The organism is Cysteiniphilum sp. 19S12-1, assembly GCF_052030685.1.
Taxonomy (GTDB): Bacteria; Pseudomonadota; Gammaproteobacteria; order Francisellales; family Francisellaceae; genus Caedibacter.
In genome coordinates this window covers 17,825-37,950 of the sequence record NZ_JBQAJM010000007.1, presented here as the reverse complement: position 1 = coordinate 37,950, position 20,126 = coordinate 17,825, and the positions used below count along the sequence as shown (strand labels likewise).

General features: G+C 39.2%; 27 protein-coding genes. 16 read left to right on the top strand and 11 right to left on the bottom strand.

The window, feature by feature from the left end; genetic code table 11:
- Positions 1-18: 18 nt before the first annotated feature.
- The 5 genes from lptB to ald all read left to right on the top strand — a co-directional run bounded on the left by lptB (position 19) and on the right by ald (position 5,037).
- Positions 19-756: an LPS export ABC transporter ATP-binding protein gene (gene lptB, locus ACTS4L_RS03580; RefSeq protein ID WP_440615647.1), complete on the top strand. Its 738-nt coding sequence runs from the start codon at positions 19-21 to the stop codon at positions 754-756.
- A 42-nt stretch (positions 757-798) separates the two neighbouring features.
- Positions 799-1,725, top strand: a complete 927-nt coding sequence (gene rsmH, locus ACTS4L_RS03575) for a 16S rRNA (cytosine(1402)-N(4))-methyltransferase RsmH (protein ID WP_440615648.1) — start codon at positions 799-801, stop codon at positions 1,723-1,725.
- A 1-nt stretch (position 1,726) separates the two neighbouring features.
- The gene (gene ftsL, locus ACTS4L_RS03570) at positions 1,727-2,053 is read left to right on the top strand and encodes a cell division protein FtsL (RefSeq protein ID WP_440615649.1); all 327 of its coding nucleotides are present in this window, start codon (positions 1,727-1,729) and stop codon (positions 2,051-2,053) included.
- The gene (locus ACTS4L_RS03565) at positions 2,046-3,734 is read left to right on the top strand and encodes a peptidoglycan D,D-transpeptidase FtsI family protein (protein ID WP_440615650.1); all 1,689 of its coding nucleotides are present in this window, start codon (positions 2,046-2,048) and stop codon (positions 3,732-3,734) included. Before ftsL ends, ACTS4L_RS03565 begins: the two co-directional genes overlap by 8 nt.
- 163 nt (positions 3,735-3,897) lie before the next feature.
- The gene (ald, locus tag ACTS4L_RS03560) at positions 3,898-5,037 is read left to right on the top strand and encodes an alanine dehydrogenase (protein WP_440615651.1); all 1,140 of its coding nucleotides are present in this window, start codon (positions 3,898-3,900) and stop codon (positions 5,035-5,037) included.
- On the opposite strand, the gene ACTS4L_RS03555 is transcribed toward ald, so the two are convergent.
- Genes ACTS4L_RS03555 through ACTS4L_RS03540 form a run of 4 tightly spaced genes read right to left on the bottom strand, consistent with a single transcriptional unit; the run spans position 5,005 to position 7,993 of the window.
- Positions 5,005-5,484, bottom strand: coding sequence for a Fur family transcriptional regulator (locus ACTS4L_RS03555; RefSeq protein WP_440615652.1), 480 nt, complete (start codon positions 5,482-5,484; stop codon positions 5,005-5,007). The genes ald and ACTS4L_RS03555 overlap by 33 nt on opposite strands.
- On the bottom strand, positions 5,481-6,263 hold the full coding sequence (locus ACTS4L_RS03550; RefSeq protein ID WP_440615704.1) for a metal ABC transporter permease: 783 nt from the start codon (positions 6,261-6,263) through the stop codon (positions 5,481-5,483). Before ACTS4L_RS03550 ends, ACTS4L_RS03555 begins: the two co-directional genes overlap by 4 nt.
- A 4-nt stretch (positions 6,264-6,267) precedes the next feature.
- Positions 6,268-6,978, bottom strand: a complete 711-nt coding sequence (locus ACTS4L_RS03545; RefSeq protein ID WP_440615653.1) for a metal ABC transporter ATP-binding protein — start codon at positions 6,976-6,978, stop codon at positions 6,268-6,270.
- Positions 6,979-6,982: 4 nt separating this feature from the next.
- The gene (locus tag ACTS4L_RS03540) at positions 6,983-7,993 is read right to left on the bottom strand and encodes a metal ABC transporter solute-binding protein, Zn/Mn family (protein WP_440615654.1); all 1,011 of its coding nucleotides are present in this window, start codon (positions 7,991-7,993) and stop codon (positions 6,983-6,985) included.
- Between the two features lie 306 nt (positions 7,994-8,299).
- Here ACTS4L_RS03540 and rpsB point away from each other — a divergent pair, with 306 nt between their 5' ends.
- The 8 genes from rpsB to ACTS4L_RS03500 all read left to right on the top strand — a co-directional run bounded on the left by rpsB (position 8,300) and on the right by ACTS4L_RS03500 (position 13,331).
- A complete protein-coding gene (gene rpsB / locus ACTS4L_RS03535) occupies positions 8,300-9,025 on the top strand; it encodes a 30S ribosomal protein S2 (RefSeq protein ID WP_440615655.1) in 726 nt (241 codons plus the stop codon).
- A 53-nt stretch (positions 9,026-9,078) separates the two neighbouring features.
- The gene (gene tsf / locus ACTS4L_RS03530; protein WP_440615656.1) at positions 9,079-9,951 is read left to right on the top strand and encodes a translation elongation factor Ts; all 873 of its coding nucleotides are present in this window, start codon (positions 9,079-9,081) and stop codon (positions 9,949-9,951) included.
- A 6-nt stretch (positions 9,952-9,957) separates the two neighbouring features.
- Entirely contained in the window at positions 9,958-10,674 is a 717-nt protein-coding gene (gene pyrH / locus ACTS4L_RS03525; RefSeq protein ID WP_440615657.1) for a UMP kinase, read from the top strand.
- Positions 10,675-10,686: 12 nt separating this feature from the next.
- Positions 10,687-11,244 (top strand): ribosome recycling factor, encoded by a 558-nt coding sequence (gene frr, locus ACTS4L_RS03520; RefSeq protein ID WP_440615658.1) that lies wholly within the window; start codon positions 10,687-10,689, stop codon positions 11,242-11,244.
- Positions 11,245-11,250: 6 nt separating this feature from the next.
- A complete protein-coding gene (uppS, locus tag ACTS4L_RS03515; RefSeq protein WP_440615659.1) occupies positions 11,251-11,991 on the top strand; it encodes a polyprenyl diphosphate synthase in 741 nt (246 codons plus the stop codon).
- Positions 11,988-12,788 (top strand): phosphatidate cytidylyltransferase, encoded by an 801-nt coding sequence (locus tag ACTS4L_RS03510; RefSeq protein WP_440615660.1) that lies wholly within the window; start codon positions 11,988-11,990, stop codon positions 12,786-12,788. The genes uppS and ACTS4L_RS03510 overlap by 4 nt, the downstream gene beginning before the upstream one ends.
- A gap of 91 nt (positions 12,789-12,879) precedes the next feature.
- Entirely contained in the window at positions 12,880-13,095 is a 216-nt protein-coding gene (locus ACTS4L_RS03505) for a hypothetical protein (protein ID WP_440615661.1), read from the top strand.
- Entirely contained in the window at positions 13,092-13,331 is a 240-nt protein-coding gene (locus ACTS4L_RS03500; RefSeq protein WP_440651718.1) for a tyrosine-type recombinase/integrase, read from the top strand. The genes ACTS4L_RS03505 and ACTS4L_RS03500 overlap by 4 nt, the downstream gene beginning before the upstream one ends.
- A gap of 243 nt (positions 13,332-13,574) precedes the next feature.
- Here the strand turns inward: ACTS4L_RS03500 and ACTS4L_RS03495 are convergent, their stop codons facing one another.
- Positions 13,575-14,039 carry a hypothetical protein gene (locus ACTS4L_RS03495; RefSeq protein WP_440615662.1) on the bottom strand — a complete coding sequence of 155 codons (465 nt, stop codon included), beginning with the start codon at positions 14,037-14,039 and terminating at the stop codon, positions 13,575-13,577.
- 199 nt (positions 14,040-14,238) lie between these two features.
- Here ACTS4L_RS03495 and relB point away from each other — a divergent pair, with 199 nt between their 5' ends.
- The 3 genes from relB to ACTS4L_RS03480 are packed head-to-tail and all read left to right on the top strand — an operon-like array spanning position 14,239 to position 15,295.
- Entirely contained in the window at positions 14,239-14,457 is a 219-nt protein-coding gene (gene relB, locus ACTS4L_RS03490) for a type II toxin-antitoxin system RelB family antitoxin (protein ID WP_440615663.1), read from the top strand.
- Between the two features lie 3 nt (positions 14,458-14,460).
- Complete coding sequence (locus ACTS4L_RS03485) at positions 14,461-14,730, top strand: type II toxin-antitoxin system RelE family toxin (protein ID WP_440615664.1); 270 nt, start codon at positions 14,461-14,463, stop codon at positions 14,728-14,730.
- Positions 14,723-15,295 carry a recombinase family protein gene (locus ACTS4L_RS03480; protein ID WP_440615665.1) on the top strand — a complete coding sequence of 191 codons (573 nt, stop codon included), beginning with the start codon at positions 14,723-14,725 and terminating at the stop codon, positions 15,293-15,295. Before ACTS4L_RS03485 ends, ACTS4L_RS03480 begins: the two co-directional genes overlap by 8 nt.
- A gap of 86 nt (positions 15,296-15,381) precedes the next feature.
- Here ACTS4L_RS03480 and ACTS4L_RS03475 read toward each other — a convergent pair whose 3' ends face one another.
- From ACTS4L_RS03475 to lptF, 6 genes are read right to left on the bottom strand one after another with little or no spacing between them, the layout of a single operon-like run.
- Positions 15,382-15,813: a DUF1841 family protein gene (locus ACTS4L_RS03475; protein ID WP_440615666.1), complete on the bottom strand. Its 432-nt coding sequence runs from the start codon at positions 15,811-15,813 to the stop codon at positions 15,382-15,384.
- On the bottom strand, positions 15,810-16,448 hold the full coding sequence (nth, locus tag ACTS4L_RS03470; protein WP_440615667.1) for an endonuclease III: 639 nt from the start codon (positions 16,446-16,448) through the stop codon (positions 15,810-15,812). Before nth ends, ACTS4L_RS03475 begins: the two co-directional genes overlap by 4 nt.
- Positions 16,449-16,457: 9 nt before the next feature.
- Positions 16,458-17,081, bottom strand: a complete 624-nt coding sequence (locus ACTS4L_RS03465; protein ID WP_440615668.1) for an RnfABCDGE type electron transport complex subunit B — start codon at positions 17,079-17,081, stop codon at positions 16,458-16,460.
- A 52-nt stretch (positions 17,082-17,133) separates the two neighbouring features.
- Entirely contained in the window at positions 17,134-17,727 is a 594-nt protein-coding gene (gene rsmD, locus ACTS4L_RS03460; protein WP_440615669.1) for a 16S rRNA (guanine(966)-N(2))-methyltransferase RsmD, read from the bottom strand.
- Between the two features lie 4 nt (positions 17,728-17,731).
- Positions 17,732-18,802 carry an LPS export ABC transporter permease LptG gene (gene lptG / locus ACTS4L_RS03455; protein WP_440615670.1) on the bottom strand — a complete coding sequence of 357 codons (1,071 nt, stop codon included), beginning with the start codon at positions 18,800-18,802 and terminating at the stop codon, positions 17,732-17,734.
- Positions 18,799-19,887, bottom strand: a complete 1,089-nt coding sequence (lptF, locus tag ACTS4L_RS03450) for an LPS export ABC transporter permease LptF (protein ID WP_440615671.1) — start codon at positions 19,885-19,887, stop codon at positions 18,799-18,801. Before lptF ends, lptG begins: the two co-directional genes overlap by 4 nt.
- Positions 19,888-20,126: the final 239 nt, after the last annotated feature.

The window sequence follows — 20,126 nt, the reverse complement described above, 5'->3', positions numbered from 1 at the left end:
ATAAGTTAAGAAAGTAATATGACAGAGCAAAAACATAAGTTGGTGGCGACACATCTTGGCAAAGCATATCGCTCGCGTTGGGTTGTTGCTGATGTTTCGATGGAGGTCAATACCGGTGAAATTGTCGGACTCTTGGGACCAAATGGTGCGGGTAAAACAACGTCATTCTATATGATTGTAGGGTTGGTGCGGCCAAATCGCGGTACGGTTTTTTTGGATGGTCAGGATATAACGAAGCTGCCGATTCACTGGCGTGCACGTCAAGGTATAGGTTATTTGCCGCAAGAAGCTTCAGTCTTTAGGAAGTTGAGTGTGGAGAAAAATATCATGGCGATCTTGGAGACAAGACGTGAGCTTTCCAAAGAACAGCGCCAGGATGAACTTGAATCGCTATTAGATGAGTTTAGTATTCAGCATATTCGCAATAGTCTGGGGATGAGCCTCTCCGGCGGTGAGCGTCGTCGCGTTGAGATTGCGCGTGCTTTGGCAATGTCACCACGCTTTATCTTGTTGGATGAGCCTTTTGCCGGTGTTGATCCGATTTCAGTGATTGATATTAAGAAGATTATAACGCACCTAAGAAACCGAGGCATTGGTGTATTAATTACCGATCACAATGTACGTGAAACATTGGATATCTGTGAGCGAGCTTATATTGTGAATGCCGGTAAGATGATTGCTTCAGGCAAACCGCGCGAGATTTTAAGTAACGAGCAGGTGCGCAAAGTTTATCTTGGCGAGCAATTTAGAATGTAACTCATATAAGTCATATAAGTTTATGTAAATGGAAACAAATCAATGCACTATTCCGTATTACTTAATGAATCGATTGCCGCACTCGCACTTAAGCCGGATGGTATTTATGTTGATGGCACATTTGGTCGCGGTGGACATTCACGTCAAATTTTAGCAGGTTTGACAACCGGTAAATTAATTGCATTTGATCGTGATCTTGAGGCAATAGAGTATGCCAAAGTGCATTTTGAAAATGATATTGAGAGTGGCAAACTGATCCTTGTGCACGCCCCATTTTCAACAATGACTAAGGCATTAACTGAGCTTGGATTTGCAGACAAAGTTGACGGTGTGTTGTTAGACTTAGGTGTGTCTTCGCCGCAGCTGGATGTGGCTGATCGTGGCTTTAGCTTTATGAAAGATGGTCCGCTAGATATGCGTATGGATCAAACTAAAGGACTTTCTGCAGAAGATGTTCTGATAAGTTATGATGCTGAAGAATTAGCGCGTATTTTTCGTGAGTATGGCGAGGAAAAACATGCTTGGCGCATTGCTCAAGCAATAAAATCTTCACTTGAGAAAGGAGAGGTTCTTGATCGCACTTTAAAATTGGCATCATTAATTGAAAAAACGATTGGCAAAAAGGAAAAAAAACATCCCGCCACGCGCTGTTTTCAAGCGCTTAGAATCTGTGTTAATGCCGAACTTGATGAAGTGACTACGACACTCAACTCTGCTTTTGAAACACTTAAACCCTCTGGGCATTTGGCAGTCATTAGCTTCCATTCATTAGAAGATAGAATCGTTAAGCAGTTTATGACCAAACTGATCAAAGGTGAGGATAACAAATTGCCACGTGGTATGCCAGTCTTGGAAGAGTTTGTACCTAAAGCAAAATGGTGTGTCAAGCAAGGTAAAGCATCTACCAAGGAGCTGGAAGAAAACGTGCGCTCACGTAGTGCGATATTGCGTGCTGTTGAGAGGCTATGATATGACACGCTCTGAAGTACGCAAGAAACTATTTACATCTTTTGTCAAAAGTACCTTTAATGCACGCGTGCTTATTGCTTTTTTGTTATGTGTTTCTCTTATTATCTCGGCATTTATGGTGGTAATCGTGAAATATCATTATAAAGTGGCATTGGATAAAGAGCAGAAACTAATCTATCAGCAAGAAGATTTGCGTGATCAATGGACACAGATTTTGATTGAGCATAGTACCTTGGCGTCGCCCTCACATGTTGAGGAGGTTGCCAAGAAAAATGATATGCGTCTGCCAAGTGTGAAAGAAACAAAAGTGATTCAAAGTAATGCGTAAGATCAAACTAAGTTGGCGATATTATTTTATTATATTAGTCATTGTTTGTGTGCTAGGTTTATTGATTTATAAGCTTGCTCATATGCAAACAGTAGAATATAGCAAGCTTAAAAAAGAAGGGGATAATCGCTCGGAGCGTAGCTTAACGACAACGGCCTATCGCGGTATGATCAGTGATCGCAATGGTAAACCACTAGCGATTAGTACACCTGTGGATTCGATCTGGGTCAATCCGTATTACATTGCAAGTGATGATCCGAGTTTGCGTAAAATTCTTAATATGCTCGAATTGGATAAAACACAACAACAAGCAATTATTTCGCGTATCAAAGCGCGCGAAGGGCGCCATGGTTTTGTTTATCTCAAACGTCAGGCATCACCATTTATCGCACAACAAATCAAAAGCCTAGATGTTAAGGGGGTAAACATTGAACGTGAGTTTAAACGTTTTTATCCTGACGCTGAAGTCATGGCGCATGTTGTAGGTTTTACCAATATCGATGATCAAGGGCAAGAAGGCATTGAGCTGGAATACAATAAATATCTCACAGGTAAGGATGGCACCCGTTCAATTCATAAGGATTTAAAAGGTGGTGTGGCACGTAAAAATGATGATGATAAAGAAGTCAAACATGGCCATGATATTAGTTTAAGTATTGATCGCAAGCTGCAATATATTGCTTATAAGTATATTAAAGAGGGTGTAATTAACAATCATGCGGAAGCTGGATCTGCTGTAGTAATGGATGTTAAAACAGGCGAAGTCCTAGCAATGGTTAATTACCCCTCGTACAACCCTAATAATATGCACGATGCGACACCTGAGAAGCGTCGCAATCGTGTGTTGACAGATGTCTATGAACCTGGTTCTGTGATGAAACCGTTTGCGGCTATTGCAGGGATGGAATCAGGGCAATATGATGTTGACACAATGGTTGACACATCGCCAGGGTATTACAAACTCAATGGGCGTACGGTCAGAGATTTTCGTAATTATGGTGAGATGGATTTACGGCATATTTTAATGAAATCATCAAACGTCGGTATTTCGCGTATTATCTTATCGATTGATGCCAATGCCTTGGGTGATACATTGCGCAAATTTGGCTTTGGACGAGTCACTGAAATAGGGTTTCCTGGAGAGCGCTCAGGCTATGTGCCCAGTCCACGTAAGTGGGGAGACTTTCCCTTGGCAACTTTGTCATTTGGCTATGGTATGAATGCGACAGCCTTACAGATTGCGACAGCTTATAGTGCCATTGCTAATGGTGGTAAGTTGATTCCACCAACTTTATTAAAGCGCAATAAAAAAGAAGACATTAAAGCTTATCAGATTATTAATAGTGACATTGCGGAAAAAGTGGTTGATATGTTAACTTCCGTGGTTGAAGGACTGGGAGGAACGGCTTCTAAAGCGCGTGTGCCACGCTATCATGTCGCCGGTAAAACTGGAACAGTACGTAAAGCAATTGCAGGAGGCTACGCATCCGATAGTTATATGGCAACCTTTGTCGGTATTGCGCCCTCATCGAATCCAGAAATTGTTACTGTGGTGGTGATTGATGATCCGAAAGGGGAAGCGTATGGTGGGGGATCGGCAGCAGCGCCGATTTTTGCGCAAATTACTGAGCATGTGTTAAGAGTGATGGGCGTTCCTACTGATAAGCTTAAAAAAAGCTGATACTGAGCCCTTTGTAAAATTCATTCAAGAATGCTAATTAATGTTTGGTTTTTGTTGTTTTGCTTGTTATATTTCGCGTGAATTATTTTTGTATGCGGCAAGATGCAGCTAGAAAAACTAAGAGTGAGATAAACTAAAAAAGTAATTGCGGAGGAAATAGTCAATGATCGTGGGAATCCCTAAAGAGATTAAAAATCATGAATACCGTGTTGGTCTAACACCAGGTAATGTAGCCGAGTTTGTTTATCATGGTCATACAGTGCTTGTTGAACATAACGCAGGGGATGCGATTGGTTTTACCAATGAAGATTATATACAAGCAGGTGCTAAAATTATGCAAACACCAGCAGAGATTTTTTCTACAGCGGATATGATTATTAAAGTCAAAGAGCCACAACCTAATGAGTGCAAGATGTTGCGTCAAGGCCAATTGTTATTTACTTATTTGCATCTAGCGCCTGATCCATTGCAAACACAGCTACTTTTAGAGTCTAAATGTACAGCAATTGCTTATGAGATGGTAACCGATAGAAATGGGCGTTTGCCATTGTTAACACCTATGAGTGAAGTAGCAGGCCGTCTATCGGTGCAAGCCGGAGCGCACTGTCTTGAGAAAGCCCAAGGTGGCAGTGGTGTGTTGCTAGGTGGTGTGCCAGGTGTCAAGTCAGCAAAAGTCGTTGTTATTGGTGGCGGTGTGGTTGGTTTAAATGCGATTCGTATGGCGATTGGCATGGAAGCACATGTGACTGTGCTTGATAAGTCTTTAGATCGTTTGCGTGAATTAGATGATTATTTTGGACCTAAATTAAATTGTATTTATGCAACCAAAGATAATTTGCAAAAATATGTACAAGAAGCTGATTTGGTGATCGGTGCGGTGCTCGTGCCAGGTGCTGCAGCACCTAAGCTTGTGACTAAAGAGATGATTAAGTCGATGAAAAAAGGCTCTGTTGTTGTTGATGTTGCCATAGATCAAGGCGGCTGTTTTGAGACTTCAAAACCAACTACACACCAAGACCCTACTTATGTGGTTGACAATGTTGTGCATTATTGTGTGGCTAATATGCCAGGTGCCGTTGCCAGAACCTCGACTGTGGCATTAAATAATGCTACCTTAACCTTTGCTTTGGAATTGGCAAATAAAGGTTATCAAAAAGCGATTCATGATAATATCCACCTTGAACATGGCTTAAGTGTTCATAATGGCATGTTAACCTCACTGCCGGTTGCTGATGCGCTTAACATTGCTTATGTTGCGCCAAAAGAAGCCTTAGCTATGGGCGCTCAAACAACTACGGCATAGCCCTGTTATTTCAATGGTGTGAGCAGTGATTTGAAAGCTGTTTTTTTGCGCCAACTCTTCCAATGTTTGATCAAACGCTTCATGATGTAGCTCGGTTTTTTGACCGCACACAGTGCAAATAAAAAGCTGACACATTTTTTGCTCAGGATGGCAGCATAAACTGTAGCGATTACTGGTGTGCAACTTATGAATGAGTGCAGATTGTTGTAGGAAGTCCAAGACGCGATAAATCGACATAATATTATAGCGTTTAGTTGCTTTATTTTCTGTCGTCGTTTTCTCAACTGTCTGTGCTTTGTTTATTAGATCAAGCAGCTCATAGGCACTAATCGGTGATGACTGATCAATAAAAATAGTAAGCACTTCTTTGCGCAAGCGTGTAAGCTTAATGTTGTGTTTTAGACAAAAGTCTTCGATTTTAGCTAAAGAATTTTTGGTTGAGCTCATGATTGTCCCATTATTAACTGTTTGATAAGACCAATGGCATAAACTGCGCAAATAATCATGGTAATACAGAAACTTGCGGGTAAGTTGGCATAAAACGCAAGACAAAGCGCACCCCAAACACTGCCCAGAGATATTATAATGCTAAGTAGCATGCCCTGATAAAAACCATCACTCCATTGAAATGCGCAAGCAGCAGGCCCGATGAGTAATGCAAATACCAATAGTACACCAACAATTTGGCATGCCATGGTTACGGTCAATGCTAAGATGATAAAAAAGATAACAGATAGAAGCTTGTTGGGAATGTTCTTCGCACGTGCAAGTAGTGGATCAATTGAGGTGAAAAATAGTGCTCTTGAGATGAATAGTAATATGGCAATACTAATAAGCGCCATAATGATAAGCGTGATGATTTGCTCCATTGATACCGTTAAGATATTGCCAAATAAGATCGACATAATCGAGCCTGAGTAACCGGTTTGGTAAAGATATAGAAAATAAGCGCCAAGCCCCAAGAAAAAGGTTAATACAATACCAACTGCTAGGTCATTTTTTTTGATTTTATCACCCATAGCACCCATGATGCTTGCGGCAATAATGTTAGAAATGAGTTGCCCGTTCATTGCTGAGATACCGATTAATACGGCACCTGCGGCTCCTGTGAGACTGATGTGTCCCAAACCATGTGCGGCAAAGGCGGCTTTGCGTAGCACAACAAAAAAGCTCACGATTCCGCAGATGATGGCAATTAAGGTGCCAGCGATAAAAGCGTTTTGCATAAAACTATAAGATAACACTGCGATCCTCCTTTAAACATGGCAATTTTTGGCAAAGATGCACATATTGGTTTTTGAAGTGAATAAAGTTATCAAGCTCATGCGCAATTTCATGCATATCATGTGAGATGATCAAAAGTGTTATATTTTGCTTGGCATGAATGATTTTCAGCGCTTGGATAAAGTCTTGTTTGGCTTGAGGGTCAAGATCCGATAAAGGCTCATCAAGTAACAATAATTTAGGATTGTTAATTAACGCTTGCGCAAGATAAATGCGTTTTTTTTGCCCACCTGAAAGGGTTTCAAAGGGCTTCTTCGCATAATTTAAAGCACCGACAAACTCTAAAATATCATGTGCTTTTTGCTCAACACCTTTGCCAAAAGCAGGTAATCCAATTTTGTTAGCATTAAAACTAGACTTGATCAACGTTAAAGCTGAGATATTTGGGTTAAGGTTAAGCTCGCGTTCTTGCGGGATATAACTGATCAATTGATTATTTTTGCCTATTGCCTGAGAAAAAAGTGTTAGATTGCCGGAAATGGGTGGTTCAAAGCCTAGAATAGTTTTAAGAAAAGTGGACTTGCCGGTGCCATTTTCACCAACGATACCTAACCATTGATTTTGATAAATCGTTAGATCGAAAGGTTTGCATAAAGGAGCTTGAGCTGAGTGACCAATGACAAGATCGTTGCATTGGATGGTGGTTGTATCATGCATATTATTAATGAAGGTTTGTCAAAGGGTTGTCTTCTTTGTCTGCCCCTTTGGCGCTTGCCTTTGTTGTATCGCTACTTGTTTGATGAGGCACTGCTTTCACAGCAGATGTTTTGCTGCTGTTATGTTTAGTGGCGGCTGCTTGTTCCAATGCTTTTTGCGTGTCACTAAGATTGGCTTTAAGCCAAGTGATTACATTATCATTTTGCGGCATGGTTTCGCTGACGCCAACATAAGGGATGTTATTGTCTTTGGCAAGCTTTAGCATGTTTTCAGTGACATTGTCATGTACTTGCTGGTTATAAAAAAGTACTTTGACGGTGCGCTTTGTGAATAAGCTTTGATAGTCAGCGAGCATCTTTGGTGAAGCTTCAGCATCATTCATTACCGTCCATTGGAATTTTTGCCCGAGCACTGTAAGCCCTAATGCATCAGCCATGTAGCCAAAGACCGGCTCTGTGGCAGTTACCTTGGTGCCGGCAAAGCGTGCTTTGATATCATTGATTTGACTGTAAACGGTTTGATAACGTTTATCAAAAGTTTGATAGTTTAAATCAAAAGTCTTTTTATGTTCAGGTTCAATTTGGCTAAATATTTCGGTCAGCTTTTTAGCCAGTCTCGGGAAAGTATCTGGGTTGTACCACAGATGTGGATTGTCACCACTTTTAGCATTCATTAAAGTTGCCACATCAATGATAGCGACTTTATTGTTACTGGATTGCGCGTTTAATAACTGCTTCATCCATGGATCATAATCCGCACCGTTATAAATAATAACTTGCGCATCATTGATAGCCACGGCAGTATTGGCTGAGGTAGTAAATAAATGCGGATCAGCATCAGGGTTATTGATGATGCTGTTGGTTTTTACATAGTCACCACCAATTAAGCTTGCGACATTAGCATAAAAGTTTTCAGCAGCCACGACTTTGATATCAGCATATGAACTGCTGATGAGTGCGAGAAAGCCTGTAGCGGTTAATATGATTCGTTTGCTATTTCTATAGAAGGTAGACATAAAATAGTTCCTTAAGATGATAAATCTTTCAGTGTTAACGTTATCCTGCGAAACGTTATAATATATCATTTTTTATTTTTCGCAATGCTTAAAGGTTTTATCTAGCAGATATTGTTCATTTATGCTAGAATCCGCCTCGCATTTTGTCAGTAATATCTGTTTGCAATCACGTTTGCTGTCAGGCTTGGCTTAATGTTTATGTAAAACAACAAGAAACCACACGTTGCTCGACACGCTTTTAGGGTGCCTTTTAAAAAGGTTTAAAAGTGGGAGTAATGGCGGAATAACCCATAATTGGAGAAAAATATGTCTTTAATGAAAGAAATGTTACAAGCTGGTGTTCATTACGGTCACCAAAAGAGATTCTGGAATCCAAAAATGAGCGAGTTCATTTTTGGTATTAATCACGGTATTCATATTATCAACCTAGAAAAGACAGTGCCTTTATTTCAGGATGCTGTTAATTTCGTTGGTAAAGCAGCGTCTAAAAACGGCAAGATTCTATTCGTTGGTACTAAGCGTCAAGCACAAGAAGTAATTGCTGAAGAAGCATCACGTTGTGGTATGCCATATGTTAATCATCGTTGGTTAGGTGGTATGTTGACGAACTATAAAACAATTCGTCAATCCATTAAGCGTTTACGTGATCTTGAAAAAATGCAAGAAGACGGTACGTTTGAGCGTATGACAAAGAAAGAAGCATTACAAAATTCACGTGAAATCGAGAAGCTAGAAAAAGCATTAGGTGGCATCAAAGATATGGGTGGTTTGCCAGATGTTTTAGTGATTATCGATAGTAAAGAAGAGCATATTGCGATTGAAGAAGCTAAGCGCTTAGGTATTCCTGTTGTTGCTGTTGTTGATAGTAATTCAAGCCCTGATGATGTTAATTATGTTATCCCAGGTAATGATGATGCGGTTAAAGCAATTCGTTTTTACTTAAGCAAATTTGCTGATGCGATTATTGATGCCAAACAAGCATCACATATTGCAGAAGAAAAAACAGCAGATGTTTCTGAAGAAGAAGCTTAATTATCAAGTTTATCATTTATAGTTAAAAGTATTAACAATAAGGAATCTAATCAATGGCTACTATTAGCGCACAATTAGTAAAAGAGCTTCGTGAGCGCACTGGCGCGGGCATGATGGAATGCAAAAAAGCATTGACACAAACTGATGGTGATATCGAAAAAGCAGTTGAAGAAATGCGTAAATCAGGTGCTGCAAAAGCAGATAAGAAAGCATCTCGTGTTGCAGCTGAAGGTGTTATCGTAATGGCGCAATCTGCAAACAAAGCGGTAATCGTTGAAATCAACTCAGAGACTGACTTCGTTGCACGTGATGAGAACTTCAAAAAGTTTGCTGATGAAGTCGTTACTGCAGTTGCCAATTCAAATGCGAAAACACTCGAAGAAGTACTTGCTTTAACTTTGCCATGTGGCGCGAGTGTTGAAGAAGCGCGTAAGAACTTGATCGCTAAAATCGGTGAAAACATCAATGTGCGTCGTATTGATGCACTTGAGGGTGAGACGGTTGGCATTTACAGCCATGGTGGTCGTATTGGTGTGATCGTTGCCATGAACGGTGGTAATGAAGAGTTGGCAAAAGATGTTGCAATGCATATTGCTGCATCAAATCCAATCGTTGTATCACAAGATCAGGTGCCAGAAGATATCGTTGCTAAAGAGAAAGAGATCTTTATCGCTCAAGCACGTGAAAGTGGTAAGCCTGATGAGATTATCGAGAAGATGATCACAGGGCGTATTCGTAAGTTCTTGGATGAGCAAAGCTTAGTTGGTCAGCCGTTTGTTAAAAACCCTGATCAAAAAGTCTCAGATCTATTGAAGGCAAACAATGCAACCGTAACTGGTTTTATTCGTTTTGGTGTTGGTGAAGGTATCGAAAAAGAAGAGACTGACTTCGCAGCTGAAGTGATGAGCCAAGTTCAAGGAGCATAAATTCATATGTCACACCTGGCACTTAAGCGTGTTTTAATCAAATTAAGCGGTGAGTCGCTATCAACGGATGGTTTCGGTATCCAAGTATCAGCGGTTCAAAGTATTATAAATGATATAAAAGAAGCGTTGGGTGCAGGTGTGCAGTTGGCGATAGTCATCGGCGGAGGCAATATCCTAAGAGGTGGGCGTGCTGATTTTCAAAACCAAATTGAAAGAAGTACCGCTGATACCATGGGGATGCTTGCGACGATGATTAATGCATTGGCGTTATCAGATATATTAACTCACGCAGGCATTAACAATGCAGTGTTATCCTCACGTGGCATCGATGGTGTGCTAGAGTGCACCAATCCAAAACGTGCAAAACTTTATTTAAATGAAGGTAAAGTGGTTATTTTTGCAGGAGGTACGGGCAACCCCTTTGTGACAACCGATACCACAGCGACGCTTCGCGCCATTGAAATTGATGCAGATGCCATTTTAAAAGTAACAACTGTCGATGGCGTTTATGATAAAGATCCAAATAAGCATGAAGATGCAGTTAAATTTGATACTTTGAGTTTTAATGAGACGCTCAAACGTGAATTGGCAGTAATGGATTTGGGATCATTTGTACAGGCTCGTGATTTTAATGTCCCTATTTGTGTATTTAATGTAAATAATTCAGGTGCGCTATTGCGTGTGCTTCAAGGTAAAAGCGAAGGCACTTGGGTTAGAGACTAGGAGAAATTCATTATGATGAAAGAGATTTTAGCGGATGCTAAAGACCGTATGGAAAAAAGTTTAGAGAATCTACGTCATGATTTGGCAAAAATCAGAACAGGGCGTGCTCATCCTGACTTGTTGGCACATGTGACGATTGATTACTATGGTGTTGACACACCGATTGCGCAGGCGGCTAATATTACGGTTTTGGATGCGCGCACGCTGGGTATTACGCCATGGGAAAAGGGCTTGGCTTCTAAAATCGAAAAAGCCATTTTGATGTCTGATTTAGGGCTAAATCCTGCGAATATGGGTGATAACCTACGTATTCCAATGCCAGCATTAAATGAAGAGCGTCGCAAAGAGATGGTTAAATTAGTGCGTGGTGAAGCTGAAAAAGGGCGTGTAGCGATTCGCAATATTCGTCGTGATGCAAACTCTGATATCAAAGATTTATTAAAAGAGAAAGAAATCTCTGAAGATGAAGCAAAAAAAGGCGAAGAAAATATTCAAAAATTGACCAATGACATGATCGCAAAGGCAGATGTTATCGTTCAAGAAAAAGAACAAGATTTAATGGAAATCTAGTGCTATATGCCAAATGATAACATGCCCAAGCATGTTGCGATTATCATGGATGGTAATGGGCGTTGGGCAAAAAAGAAACTTTTCCCACGTACAGCAGGACACAAAGCGGCAGTCAAAAGCGTGCGTGCTGCGATTGAATTTGCCGTTGAGAAAAGTATTCAAATACTAACACTTTTTGCTTTTGGACGTGAGAACTGGTTGCGTCCGCAAGAGGAAGTTGACACGCTCATGACGCTATTTTCAGAAGTGTTGGTTAATGAAATAGCAATGATGCAAGACAATAATGTGCGATTACATGTTGTTGGTGATCGTAGCCGCCTATCTAATGAGGTTGTTAACAATATCAGCAGTGCTGAAAAAGAAACAGCACATTGCACAGGACTGCAATTGAATGTTGCGATTGATTACAGCGGTCAATGGGAAGTGTTAACTGCTGCCAAAAAGCTATTACAACAACTGCAAAGTGGCGTGTTGAAAGCGGATAAAATTGATCAAATTAACGAAGAGGATTTCAGCGAATTTTTGATTAAAGAAATTCAAACGCCTGTTGATTTATTGATTCGTACCAGTGGTGAACAACGGATTAGCAATTTTATGATTTGGCAGTTGTCATATGCTGAGTTATACTTTTGCAACAAGTATTGGCCTGATTTCTCTAAAAAAGATTTCAAACTGGCGCTAGACGAATATCAAAAGCGTACAAGACGCTTTGGCAAAACGGATGAGCAAATGAAGGGGAAAGTGTGAAGGAAAGAATCATTACTGGCGTTATTTTAGGTCTTATCGTGCTATGGGCGATTTTTCGCTTAAGTGATACGATTTTCGATACGGCAGTGGCAATTATTTTATTATTTGGCGCATGGGAGTGGGCTGCTTTTGCTAATGCAAAAACATTGCCTAAACGTATTCTCTATTTGGTTGTGACGCTTTTTTTAATTTATCTGTCGCAATTTGTTAGATTGCCGGTATTGATATTATCCTGTGTTTTTTGGGTTTTTGCGCTTTATTTAATTCTACGTTATCCAAAGATTAAGTTTAATGCGTTATCTAATGGATTACGCTATCTGATAGGCTTTTTTGTGATTGTGCCGCTGTGGGTATCCATCTCGTTACTGCATCAACAAAAACCATCATTTTTACTGTTGATGATGTTGGTGGTAACACTTGCTGATAGTGGTGCCTATTTTGTTGGGCGTCAGTATGGCAAGAAAAAATTAGCTCCCATAATTAGTCCCAAGAAAACGATAGAAGGTTTAGTGGGAGGTGTGATATTTGGTGGGCTTGCAGGTGTTGTTTGTGCGCTCATTATAAGTCACAGTCGCTATGAGCAAACCGTTTTAATTATCCTATCTTTTGTTATTGTGTTAATTGCCTTACTTGGCGATTTGTTTGAAAGTATGATCAAACGCGAATGCGGTGTCAAAGATAGTGGCAAGATCTTGCCAGGGCATGGCGGTATTTTAGATCGCATGGATAGTTTGTTTTCAAGCTTACCGGTGTTTGTTTTAGTTCTATTAGCTTTTGGATTGCTAGCTTTGCATTAAAAGTAGCATTAAGAGCTTGTTGCTGTGATGCAACAGTTCGGCTTGCAAAACAACAACGGTGAGAAGCTAAGCTCATTTAAGGTTGGAAAGTGTGAGTAACTATGAATATATCGAAAAATCACCACTTGGAATAAGTAGCGCTATTTATCAAGTTAAGAGAAATTTCCAACAAATAGGCTATATCTGTTGTGATAATAAAGGTTGCTTATATTTTATAGAGCAACCTAGTTTGTATCCTACTGGACTAAAGATTCAACAAACAAACTTAGACGCTCTAAAAGCTGAAATTGAAAACTATTTCAAATAGTTTGCCTTCCGCTAGATATTACGAACTCGCACATTTTTAACGATTACAAACCGCAAATATCTCAAGAGGTATCACCTCATGTGCTGAGCCACACCTTTGCAACACTGGCGTTGCAAAAAGGGATATCCATTGCATTTGTGCAGAAGATATTGGGACATGATCGTTTGACAACCACTTCTATTTATCTAAACTTCACAGATGAGCATGTCGTTGATGAGTTTACAAGGAAATGGTGATTAATATGAAACAATTTATGTTTAGTTGTCCTCTATGCAAATCTCAATATCAACACGGACCACATAGATATGGAGGACATAAAATTCAACTTTATGATATTATGGTCTGTGATACATGTTGGCGTTTTAATTGGGATGGTTGGAATTCTAAGTATGAACCTACCTTATTAAAGTGCCTAGAAGATAAAAAATTACCAATTCCAACGCGATTACTAAATGGACTCCTTCCTCGTGAATAAGTTTTCATCGTTTATCGTTAAATTCTACTCTAAGCTCATCTTTTAGTATCTCGTATTGTTGTTGCTTATCTTTTGCATTTACAAGCTCATGAGCTATTAAGTCCAATCTATTGCTAGGTAAGAATAGTTGAATTCCTCTATTATTATTATGAGTATAAGCATTCTTGAGATATTGTTTAGTTTCCTCAAAATTCATCGTAATTTTCTGAACGGTTGCATTTGCGCTAATTTCTATTAACATTTCTTTGACTAATATTAATATTTCATTATTCTCTTGATCTATGTTTTTTGATTTTCTGACAATATTAGCAATATCTTGAGATTGTTGATTCAAAAGTTGAATCTGTTTTGACATTTTTTCAATTGCATCTTGCCCAAAATAAAATGCTGATATGCCTGTTAAAAACAATCCTATTCCACCTAAAAAGGTTCCAAGAGTTTTAAAAAATCCTTTACAACACTTATTCATTTTAACTATTCCTTAGTACTAAAAATCTCTAAACTAGAAAATAGACTAAATATAATAACAGGCAAAATAATGTGGCACAAATCAGGCAATTTAATTTGGCTCGTTACAGCAATGCGAAAAATATGTATATAAGTATATTTCCAAAAGTCTTTAATTGATATATAATTATTGGTAACTACTGTAAACCAAAGGTGAAATTATGGCAAATGTTAGATTTAATGCAGAGACACAAGACCGCTTGGCTTTTCTATCTAAGGAAACAGGTCGTACTATTTCATATTATATTCGTGAAGCGGTTGAATCCAAGCTTGAGGATTTAGAAGATATTTATTTAGCTGAAAAAGCCCTAGAGGATATAAGGGCAGGGCGCAGCGAGACATATACACTAGAGGAAGTAAAAAAAGGACTTGGTTTGTAATCTATGTGGTTAGTAAGGTTAGACAAAAAAGCGAAAAAGGATTTAGAGCGCTTAGATCGAGTGACTCAAGTGCGCATTATTGAATTTCTTGAAAATAGAGTTGCTACCTCAGACAATCCACGCGATTTAGGTAAGGTGTTAAAAGGTAAAACCTTTGGTGAGCACATTCGCTTTAGAGTTGGTGACTATCGTTTAATCTGCGATATTCAAGACCAAGAAATCACGGTTTTAGTTTTACGCATTGGACACCGCAAAGAGGTATACCGTGGGTGAGATTGTCGGTTACGCTAGAGTGTCTAGTCAGGGGCAAAGTTTAGATGTGCAGTTAGAGAAGCTAAACAAGTATGGCTGCAAAAAGGTTTACCAAGAAAAGATTAGTGGCTTAGACCAGAATCGCCCAGAGCTTATTGCTTGCTTGGACTATGTCCGAAAAGGTGATACTTTAGTGATTACCACATTAGATCGCATGGCAAGATCGGCTTATCACTTAGGTACAATTGTAGAGAAACTGAAAAAGAAAAAAGTAGATTTTGTGGTGCTAGATCAAAATATAGATACAAGCACGCCACATGGCACTTTAATGTTTCAGATGTTGGCGTCATTTGCGGAATTTGAGAACAACCTACGTAAAGAACGACAACTAGAAGGAATCCAAAAAGCTAAAGAGCAGGGCAAGCCTTTTGGTAGACCGCTTAAGGTAGATAATGATTTGATTGACAATGTTAAGGCTGCAATTGAAAAGGGTATTACCGTATCGAGAATACTGAAGTTTTATAAGATTAGTCAGACGACTTATTACAGAATCAAGTCTGGTTACTATGATGCGCTAATTAAGTAATCAGGTTCTATGATCAACGGCAGCGCCTCGCTCATTTAGCGCTTATACGATCAAAGTGGGTTGGAATGTTATTATCGCCAAATTTTTTATCGAGCAATTAGCGATTGTAATTGTGTTAGATAGTTGAGCTCATCAGGTGCCATATGATTCTTTTGCGCGCTCCAGATGGATTCTGCTAGATGATTCATCATCATATGCTGTGCCTTATGCTCATCACGTTGTTGTTGGCAAAGCTGTTGGTAAATCTTATGGATCCCATGAGGACGATTAGTAACAACTTGTTCAATTAAGCCCATATGTAGACCCATGTGAAGAAACGGATTGGTTTCACCGATTTCAGGCGGAAAATCTTTGTCTAGATTATTCAGGTTTGAGAGATAATGGTGATACTCTGGGTGATGCTCGATAATGCGCGTAATTTGCTTTTCAAGGTCGGTTAATGGCTGCTTAGTTAAATATTTATGCCAACTGTCAAAGTATAGTTTTCTCAGTTCTAAACGATCGGAGCTAAAAATCATAAATAGGCTTCTTTTTGTTTGAATTCACATAAATCATAAATTGGACATGTGCCACATTTTGGCTTTTTGGCAGTGCAGATATAGCGACCATGTAAAATAAGCCAATGGTGAGCGTCTTTTAAAAATTGTTTGGGAATTACTTTAAGTAAATGCATTTCTACTTCATCAACATTTTTGCCAGGTGCAAGATTAATGCGATTGGCAATGCGAAAAATATGGGTATCAACCGCCATGGTTAGCTCACCAAAAGCCGTATTTAATACAACATTTGCGGTTTTGCGTCCAACCCCTGGTAACGCTTCCAATGATTTGCGATCACGCGGCACAAGAGCATTATGTTTTTCAATCAATAGCTGACAGGTTTTAATGACATTTCGAGCTTTGGTTTTATATAAACCAATCGATTGAATATACTCCATAAGGCGTGCTTCACCTAGTGCCAGTATCGCTTCGGGGGTGTTTGCAATGGGGTAGAGCCTATCAGTGGCTTTATTAACACTAACATCAGTGGCTTGCGCTGATAGAATGACGGCAATGAGAAGCTCAAAGTCTGAGCTGTAATTTAGCTCAGTCGTTGGATTAGGATTATTGTGTTGCCAGATCTCAAAAATTTTTTGGCGCTTTGCTTTATTCATGAGAGTCAATTAATCCATTTTTTTCTTGGCTTTAAAGTTTGCTAAGGCTTGTTCAATATAAGCTTTTTTATCGATATTCATATTGCTTAAACGAATGTTTTGTTGATGCTTCTTAGTTTCATTTTCTTTTTGCTGTTTAAGACGTGTTGCACGTTTATTATGCTTATTACGATAATGTGCTTTTTGCGCCTCATATTGAATATCAGTTAATGCATGAGGTTGTGCTTCTAATGGTAGTTCATGCATTTCGATGCAATCCATAGGGCACGGCTCAACACATAAATCGCATCCTGTGCATTCCTCTTGAATGACAGTGTGCATCAGTTTTTTAGCACCCATAATCGCATCTACAGGACAAGCCAATATACACTTTTTGCAGCCGATACATAGATCTTCGTTAATCCAAGCAACTTTCTTTGGCTGATGCGTACCACAGGTCTTATCAAGGCTTAAATTTTCTCTTTGTAGTAATTTTGCCAATGCATCTGCACCTTGTTGTCCGCCTGGTGGACAGCGATTGTGCTTCTCGCCATTGGTGATCGCTTTGGCATAATCATAGCAATCTTGATAACCGCATTTAGTGCATTGTGTTTGTGGTAAAAGCGCATCGATGGCGTCAATGGATACAATCATTGGAGTATTAAATTATTTTATTCATTTGATAAGTTGGGCATTGTAGCACAAATCATGGTTTTTGTAACAAGCACGCAGAAACTGCACCTTGTTTGGTTTGTTTAAGCCTAGTGAAGTGTAACAATGATAGCGGCTGATTGTTGGTTGCGTATTCGGCATAAACGACGCAATCCTTGCTAATATTATTATTTGCAAGGATCACTGATAAGGCTTGTTCTAGCAAATCGCTATTAAACGGAGGGTCAAGGAAAATGACATTATAGTTGGTGCAAACTTTGAGATGACTTAAAACATCTCTTTGATAAATAACAGCATTATCTATAGCAAGTCTATGTTTATTGTTGTTTAAGTGCTTTATCGTCTGGGCATCAAGCTCAAAAAAATCACAAGACTTCGCCAAGCGCGATAAAGCCTCAAAACCCAGAGCGCCACTACCAGAGAAGGCATCAAGACAGACGGCATCAACCATATATGGCGTCAACCAATTAAATAATGTCTCACGTAAGCGATCTGAGGTTGGGCGCAGACTAGTGTTATTTGCGCCACTAAATTCAATCTGGCGTGATTTATACTTGCCAGCAATAATGCGTACTTTGCTTAATGGTACTTTATCTTTATTAGCTTGTGTTTTAGAAAGAGGGTGCATTGTTTTATTCTCGCATTTTCCAGAATAAGAAGCCTAAGATAATCAAAAAGATAAAACTTGGAATAGCAGCTCCCCAGAATCCTGAGAGGTTATAAACAAGACTAAAGGGACCAAAGGTTTGATTAATAATATAGAAGCTAAAGCCAAAAAGCATACCGATAATAAACTTATAACCCAAAGCTGATGAGCGCATCGATCCTAAAGAAAAGGGGACGGCAATCAGCATTAAGATAATGAGTGATAGCGGCTGGAAGAAAGTCTGCCAAAATTTAAGCCAAATGCGATTAGCGCTTTGCTGACCTTCTTTGTTGACTTTGATATAGTCAATCAGCTCGCTTAAATTGAGATAGTCAGTATTAGAGGTAATGATCTTAAGTAAAAAGGGAGGTAATAGATTATTCCAGTATTGTTGTTTATCATGGTAAACAATGCTGCTATTTTTATCAATTTGCGTACTTGAGACATCGTTGACTTGCCATTGCTTATTAGTAAATAATGCATTATCGGCATGGTCAATTGCCGTGAGCTGGTTGTTATCGATCGTATACTTAGTGATGTCTTTAAGTGTCCCATTAGCATCGTTTTTGCCAACATGAATAAAGGCGTTACCCTCGCGAATCCATAAGGTCTGGGTATCATATAAAACCAACGCCTCATTGCCTCCGGTGGCAAGCGTCTTGTTAATCGTTGCCTTTTTTTGGAAATAGGGTGCAATATAAGCGCCAGTTAAAAACGTAAGAAAGGCTAAACCAAAAGCGGCTAATAGTACACCCTTGGCAATTTGTGTGATTGATTGACCTGAAGCGCGCATAACGATCAGTTCACTATTGTTAGCTAAAAGTCCAAGTCCCATTAAGCCACCTAACAAAGCACATACTGGCATAATCAAATAGATATTAGCAGGAACTTCATATAGGACGTACAAAAAGGCAGCTAATGCAGTGAAGTTGCCTTTGCCAATATCACCGGCTTGTGCGATATAGGTGAATAAAAAGAAAATGGCAGTTAATGCCAAAATCATAATAAAAGACGTGTATAAAACGGTTGAGGCAACGTATAAAGTTAAGCGTTTCATGCGTTGACCTCTTTGGTTTTATCTCCAAAAATACGTCCATTGTATTGTTTGAGTATTAGAAGCATAATACCTGCAAATACAATATGCACCCACCAAAGCCCAAGCCAACTTGGGATATTGCCATCATTAAGCCATGATTTGGATAAAGACAATAGATTAAAATAAAGAATAAATACAATAAGTGCAGGGATAATCTTGCTGTAACGACTTTGGCGTGGACGCATTTTACACATTGCCAATGCAATAAGAGAGGCTACGAGTATTGCCAAAGGAAAGCTTAAGCGCCATTGTAGCTCAGCCTGATAGCGTGGTTCATTGCTATTGATCAGCTCAGAGGTAGGGACAGATTCGATCGAGTTGTTGTAGCCTACGCTGACTTTGGTTGAGATAAATTGTGTTGCTTCAGCAAAATGACCTTTCTGCACTTCGGCAACACCAGGTTTTGCGTCATAAAAATAGCCGTTTTTAAGCACTAAATATTGATTGCCATCGGGTCTCGTTTCGGCATATCCAGTAGGCGCTGTGATAATGGTGCTGCCATTGTTGGTTTTTTGCTGGTAAATGAAAATATCATGCAAAGTGCCATCAGGGTCGGTTGACTTGGTGTAAACGACTTGCTTTCCATCGTTAAAGGGGGTGATTTTCCCCGGTTGAATAAAGCTTAAAAGGGAGTTTTTAGTTGTTGTTTTTTGTACCAGAAAGTAATTTTGATCCATTTTCGGTAAAACCAATAAGGTTAAAACAAGCTCTATCGCAAATAGACTTAATGCGGGAATCATAATGAATTTTAATAAGCGAAACCAGCTTGTGCCGCAAGCAAAGGTGACCGTTAGTTCGTTGTTAGCAAACATCTTGCCGTAAACAATCAAAATAGCAAAGAAAAAGGCAATTGGTAACAAATATGCGATATATTTAGGTAACATCACCGAGATCATCTTGAAAACGGCATCAGCTTCAATGTTGCCGCCAGAGACGATCGATAAGTAACGCACAAACATATTGCTGATGACAATCAACAGTAGGATAAGAATAATCGCCATGGTCATATTCACAAGTTCGCGATTAAGATAACGTAATAAAATCAAAATTTATCCTCTATAACTTGTATAAAAATATAAGTTAATTAACTCGATAATGAAAACTTAGTGTATTTTACACGAATGTGTTAGAAAATCAGTGTTTTTGTCAGCTATTTTGAAGTTACATATATCGCGCTAAAGCTTAGTTTGAATGAGGAATGTTGGAGCTGATTCCAGTTTTTATCTAAAAAGTCTGGAGTCCGTTCCAAGTTTTTTGTTAAAACTCTAGAGTTGATTCTAACTTT